This is a genomic window from Alishewanella sp. WH16-1 (genome assembly GCF_001441695.1).
Classification (GTDB): Bacteria; Pseudomonadota; Gammaproteobacteria; order Enterobacterales; family Alteromonadaceae; genus Alishewanella; species Alishewanella agri.
In genome coordinates this window covers 1-5,248 of sequence record NZ_LCWL01000113.1, presented here as the reverse complement: position 1 = coordinate 5,248, position 5,248 = coordinate 1, and the positions used below count along the sequence as shown (strand labels likewise).

At 51.0% G+C, this 5,248-nt stretch carries 5 protein-coding genes and 1 pseudogene; all 6 read left to right on the top strand.

Features of this window, described 5'->3' with window-relative positions:
• Positions 1 to 164: pseudogene (gene truA / locus AAY72_RS12145) on the top strand (tRNA pseudouridine(38-40) synthase TruA); the annotation flags it as partial.
• 158 nt (positions 165 to 322) lie between these two features.
• The gene (gene accD / locus AAY72_RS12140; protein WP_040291547.1) at positions 323 to 1,183 is read left to right on the top strand and encodes an acetyl-CoA carboxylase, carboxyltransferase subunit beta; all 861 of its coding nucleotides are present in this window, start codon (positions 323 to 325) and stop codon (positions 1,181 to 1,183) included.
• Between the two features lie 16 nt (positions 1,184 to 1,199).
• Positions 1,200 to 2,480, top strand: coding sequence for a bifunctional tetrahydrofolate synthase/dihydrofolate synthase (gene folC, locus AAY72_RS12135; RefSeq protein WP_057787793.1), 1,281 nt, complete (start codon positions 1,200 to 1,202; stop codon positions 2,478 to 2,480).
• Positions 2,480 to 3,109: an SPOR domain-containing protein gene (locus AAY72_RS12130; protein WP_057787791.1), complete on the top strand. Its 630-nt coding sequence runs from the start codon at positions 2,480 to 2,482 to the stop codon at positions 3,107 to 3,109. The genes folC and AAY72_RS12130 overlap by 1 nt, the downstream gene beginning before the upstream one ends.
• 58 nt (positions 3,110 to 3,167) lie before the next feature.
• Positions 3,168 to 3,656 (top strand): CvpA family protein, encoded by a 489-nt coding sequence (locus AAY72_RS12125; protein WP_057787789.1) that lies wholly within the window; start codon positions 3,168 to 3,170, stop codon positions 3,654 to 3,656.
• Positions 3,657 to 3,673: 17 nt separating this feature from the next.
• Entirely contained in the window at positions 3,674 to 5,185 is a 1,512-nt protein-coding gene (gene purF, locus AAY72_RS12120) for an amidophosphoribosyltransferase (RefSeq protein ID WP_008984207.1), read from the top strand.
• The last annotated feature ends 63 nt before the right edge of the window (positions 5,186 to 5,248 follow it).

Genomic DNA, 5,248 nt, shown 5'->3' with positions numbered 1-5,248 from the left:
AAAAGCCAATAGAGTGGCTGGCAGAACTGCTGGCCAGTCGGGATCGCACACTAGCTGCAGCGACCGCTAAAGCCGGCGGTTTGTATCTGGTAGAGGTCGATTATCCGGAACCTTACGCTATTCCTCAGGTCGCATTAGGACCGTTATTTTTACCGCCAACCTGACGATGACGCTTGCCGGCATACTCTTAAGACCAGTTTTCTGTATTCTGCGCTGGGTACTTTGTGTTTTAATAGCCGCATTTTCGCCATTTCGATGGTTTTCGCGTATTTTATGCTCAGCTAACTGCGGTTAGCCGGCAATCACAAATTAGGAAAAGGCTATGAGTTGGTTAGAGAAGATCCTGCCCAGAACGTCATCTTCAGGTCGCCGTAATATTCCTGAAGGCGTTTGGACCAAATGTACCTCTTGCGATGCAGTGTTATATAAAGCCGACCTGGATCGTAATCTTGGCGTCTGCCCGAAATGCGATCACCATATGCGAGTATCGGCACGCAGCCGCTTGTTAAATTTCTTTGATCATCAATCGACGACTGAATTAGCCGCCGAGCTTGAGCCACAAGATTTACTGAAGTTTAAAGACAGTAAACGTTACAAAGATCGGATTGTTGCAGCACAGAAAGATACCAATGAAAAAGATGCCATGGTGGTAATGCACGGTACCCTAAAAGGAATGCCAGTGGTTGCAGCTGCCTTTGAGTTTGAATTTATGGGTGGCTCAATGGCGTCGGTAGTCGGTGCCAAATTCGTTGCCGGTGTCGAGTACGCGTTAAAGCACAAGATCCCTTTTGTCTGTTTCTCTGCCAGTGGTGGTGCCCGGATGCAGGAAGCGCTGTTCTCGCTAATGCAAATGGCGAAAACCAGTGCCGCGTTGGCCCGGATGAGTGAGCAGGGGCTGCCGTATATTTCTGTGTTAACCGACCCGACCATGGGCGGTGTGTCTGCTAGTTTGGCAATGCTGGGCGATATTAATATCGGTGAACCGAAAGCCCTGATTGGTTTTGCCGGCCCACGGGTTATCGAACAGACAGTACGTGAGAAGCTACCGGAAGGGTTCCAGCGCAGTGAATTCCTGTTAGAGCATGGTGCCATTGATATGATCGTTGACCGCCGGGAAATGCGCGATACAATTGCCAGACTTGTTGCTAAGTTTATGCAATTACCTGCTCCGCAGTCGGAGTAACGCATTCCGGAGAGTTATGTCTGTCCAGCCTTTGACCAGCCAATCGTGCCGCACTCTGGCCGATTGGCTTTGTTATATTGAACAAAGCCATCCTATCGAGAAAATTGAACTGGGTCTGCAGCGGGTTAGCGACGTTGCCCGTCGCGGTAATCTGGCTGCTTTGCCAGGGAAAGTCGTGCTGATTGCCGGTACTAACGGTAAAGGGACCACTGCCCGCACCCTGGAACAGCTGCTGCTGGTACAGGGATACCGGGTTGGCGTCTATAGTTCACCACACTTGTTACGTTTTAACGAACGCTTGCGGCTTAACGGCCAGGATGTTGCAGATAACGCCTGGGTTGAGGCGTTTCAACTGGTTGAGCAATTACGGCAAGATATCCCGCTGACGTATTTTGAATTTACTACCCTGGTCGCCTTTGCGATTCTACGGGCCGAGCAGCCGGATTTTTGTCTGATAGAGGTTGGCCTGGGTGGCCGGCTGGATGCGACCAATATTGTCGAGCCGGACATTAGTGTGGTAACGACAGTGGATCTGGACCATCAAGCGTTTTTGGGGCCGGACCGTGAAACTATTGGCCGCGAAAAAGCCGGCGTATTTCGCCCGGCAAAAATTGCTGTCTGTGGTGATTTACAACCGCCGCAAAGCATCGCTGCAGTGGCCGAGAGCACCGGCGCAAAGCTGTTGCAGCTAAACCGGGATTATCACTATCAGCAAACGGCTGACGGTTGGCAGTGGCAGGGGCTGCGGCAGCAACGTCATCAGTTACCACTGCCGCAGGTGCCAATGCAAAATGTCGCGACCAGTTTGACGGTGTTGGAGCAGCTGGAGGTTTTGCCAGATAGTGAACTGTTGCAACAAGAGATCTCCCGCTTGTGTTTACCCGGGCGAATGCAATGGTTACGGCAACAGCCAGCAGTATTGTTAGACGTTGCACATAACCCGCAGTCCGCCGCTTATCTCGCCGCACAGCTGCAACGACTGAAACCGGGCTATCGGCGCGTCTATGCGCTGGTCGGGATGCTAAAGGACAAAGATCTGACTCAGGCACTGCTGCCCTTGACGACTTGTGTTGATGAGTGGCATCTTGTCAGCCTACCCGGTGTACGTGGCGCGGCTAGTGAATTGCTGGCAGCAGCGTTGCAAGGCGTTGCGCCAGCAGCCCGGGCAGTGCAGCATCCTGAGCTGGCCGAGGCGTATCGTCAGGTGTTAGCCACGGCAGCACAGCAGGATTTAGTGGTCGTGTTCGGATCTTTTGTCACAGTAGCGGGCATACTGGCGTTGCCGCAGGAGGAATAATGAGCGCAACATTTAAGCATCGGTTACTGGGAACCAGTATTTTACTGATGCTGGCGATTATTTTTTTACCAGACCTGCTGGATGGCCAGAAGCAAGTGGTGAAAGACGATTTTAGGGTGATACCTGAGCGACCAGAATTTCAGGGCGTGCAAGAGGTTACACCTTTTGACGAAGCAAATTTACAACAAGCCGAAGCGAGTGCAACTCCTGCAGAGGTGGATGAACAGCCATTAGATCAGCAACCCACCACCGCAGCGTCAGAACTGCCTTCGCAGCAGTTTGCCAGCGTCACAGTGGGAGCTGAAACGCCAATCAATACCGCTGCGCCTGCCGTATCGCCGGCACCGGTAGCCAGCACGCCAGAACTTGGTCAGGCTGCTTGGGTAGTGCGGGTAGGGAGTTTTAGCAACAGTCAAAATGCTAATGCGTTGGTCACGAAGTTGCGGCAGGAAGGCTTTGCGACCTTTACCCGTAATATTACCAACAGCAACGGCCAGGCGTTAACCAGTGTCTTTGTCGGGCCAGAAATTCGCCGTGAGAAGCTGGAACAGGGCTTACCCAAGTTGCGCCAACTGACCGGAGTGGAGCGCTTGGTGATTAGCAATTACCAACCTACCGAAAATAATTAGCTATTGCTCGGCGCCCTTGCTAAAATGCGCGCCGTCATTAAGCATCCTTTGGTAGCAAATGAGTTGGATTGATTTCACCATTGTGGCGGTCATTGCCCTGTCGGCTGTGATAAGTCTGGTCCGGGGTTTCGTTAAAGAAGCCATTTCGTTGACCGTCTGGATCGCCGCTTTTTTTATTGCCAGCTCCTACTATCCACACCTTGCCAGCTTTTTTACCAATATTTCTGAACCCACTATCCGTAATGCTTCTGCCATTGCGATTTTGTTTATTAGTGCCCTGATCCTGGGGGCCTTGATTAATTACGTGGTGAGTAAACTGGTGCAATCAACCGGATTGTCGGGCACAGACCGGTTATTGGGTTTGGTCTTTGGTGCTCTGCGTGGTGTGCTGGTGGTCAGTGCAATCTTATTTTTTGCCGACGCCTTTACGCCTGCTGCCAGCAGTGATTGGTGGCGGCAGTCAACGCTTATTCCGGAATTCAGTTTTATCATTGAATGGTTTTTTGAGTATTTGCAAAACCATTCCAGTTTTATGCAAAAGCCCTAGCCGGCGAGGACAAATCAATGTGTGGTATTGTTGGTATCGTAGGTAAGTATCCGGTCAATCAGGCGTTATATGACGGCCTGACAGTGTTACAACATCGAGGTCAGGATGCAGCCGGTATTGTTACGGTGGATAATAATACCTTGCGCTTACGCAAGGCGAATGGCCTGGTTAAGGATGTGTTCGAAACCCGGCATATGCAGCGGCTGGCCGGCAATATTGGCATCGGTCATGTCCGTTACCCAACGGCGGGCTCGTCCAGTACTGCCGAAGCTCAGCCGTTTTATGTCAACAGCCCCTTTGGTATTGCGCTGGCGCACAATGGTAACCTGACCAATGCGCATGAACTGAAAGATGAAATTTTCCGACTGGCGCGTCGCCATGTAAATACCACTTCCGACTCCGAGGTATTATTGAATGTGCTGGCGCATGAGCTGGCAATTCAAAGCAGTATGCAGCTGGATCCTGAACAGATTTTTAAAGCTATTGCCAGTGTGCATCGCAAGGTTCGTGGTGGCTATGCTGCGGTTGCGCTGGTGATTGGCCATGGTTTAATTGCCTTTCGCGATCCTAATGGCATTCGGCCTTTGGTAATGGGAAAACGCGAGACTGCCGCTGGTACCGAGTATATGGTGGCGTCAGAGAGCGTTGCACTGGATGCGGACGGTTTTACCGTACTGCGCGATATATCCCCTGGCGAAGCGGTTTATATCACTGAACAGGGCGAGTTACATAGCCAACAATGTTCCGAGAATCCAAGCTATACCCCCTGTATTTTTGAATATGTGTATTTCGCCCGGCCGGATTCGACCATGGATAATATTTCGGTTTATGCTTCGCGCGTGGCGATGGGGAAATATCTGGGTGAGAAAATTAAACGCGAGTGGTCGCATCTGGATATCGATGTAGTCATTCCGATCCCGGAAACCAGTAATGATGCCGCTCTGGAAATTGCCAGTGTGCTTGGTTTACCTTACCGCCAGGGTTTTGTGAAAAACCGCTATATCGGCCGCACCTTTATTATGCCGGGGCAAACACAGCGCAAGAAATCGGTGAAGCGTAAACTGAATGCGATTTGGCAGGAGTTTAAAGGTAAGAATGTGTTACTGGTGGACGACTCTATCGTCCGCGGTACTACCTCTGGCCAGATCATCGAAATGGCGCGGGAAGCCGGTGCGAAAAAAGTATACTTCGCCTCTGCAGCGCCAGAAATCCGTTTCCCCAACGTCTATGGTATCGATATGCCATCCGCCAACGAGCTGATCGCACATGGCCATGATGTCGACAGTATTTGTCAGATCATCGGTGCTGATGGCCTGATTTTCCAATCGTTACCGGATCTGATTGCTGCGGTGCGCAGTGAGAATTCAGAAATCAAACGCTTTGAGACCTCGGTATTTGATGGTCATTATGTGACCAATGATATTGACCAGCATTATTTAAATCGCCTGGATCAGATGCGCAGCGATGATGCCAAAGTGGCTTCAGTCATGTCGATGGCCTCACATCTGGAAACCTATAACGAAGGTTGATTTAGTGATGAAGCAAACAAAAACGGCTGCCACTGGCAGCCGTTTTTTTACGTGCGCCGGGCA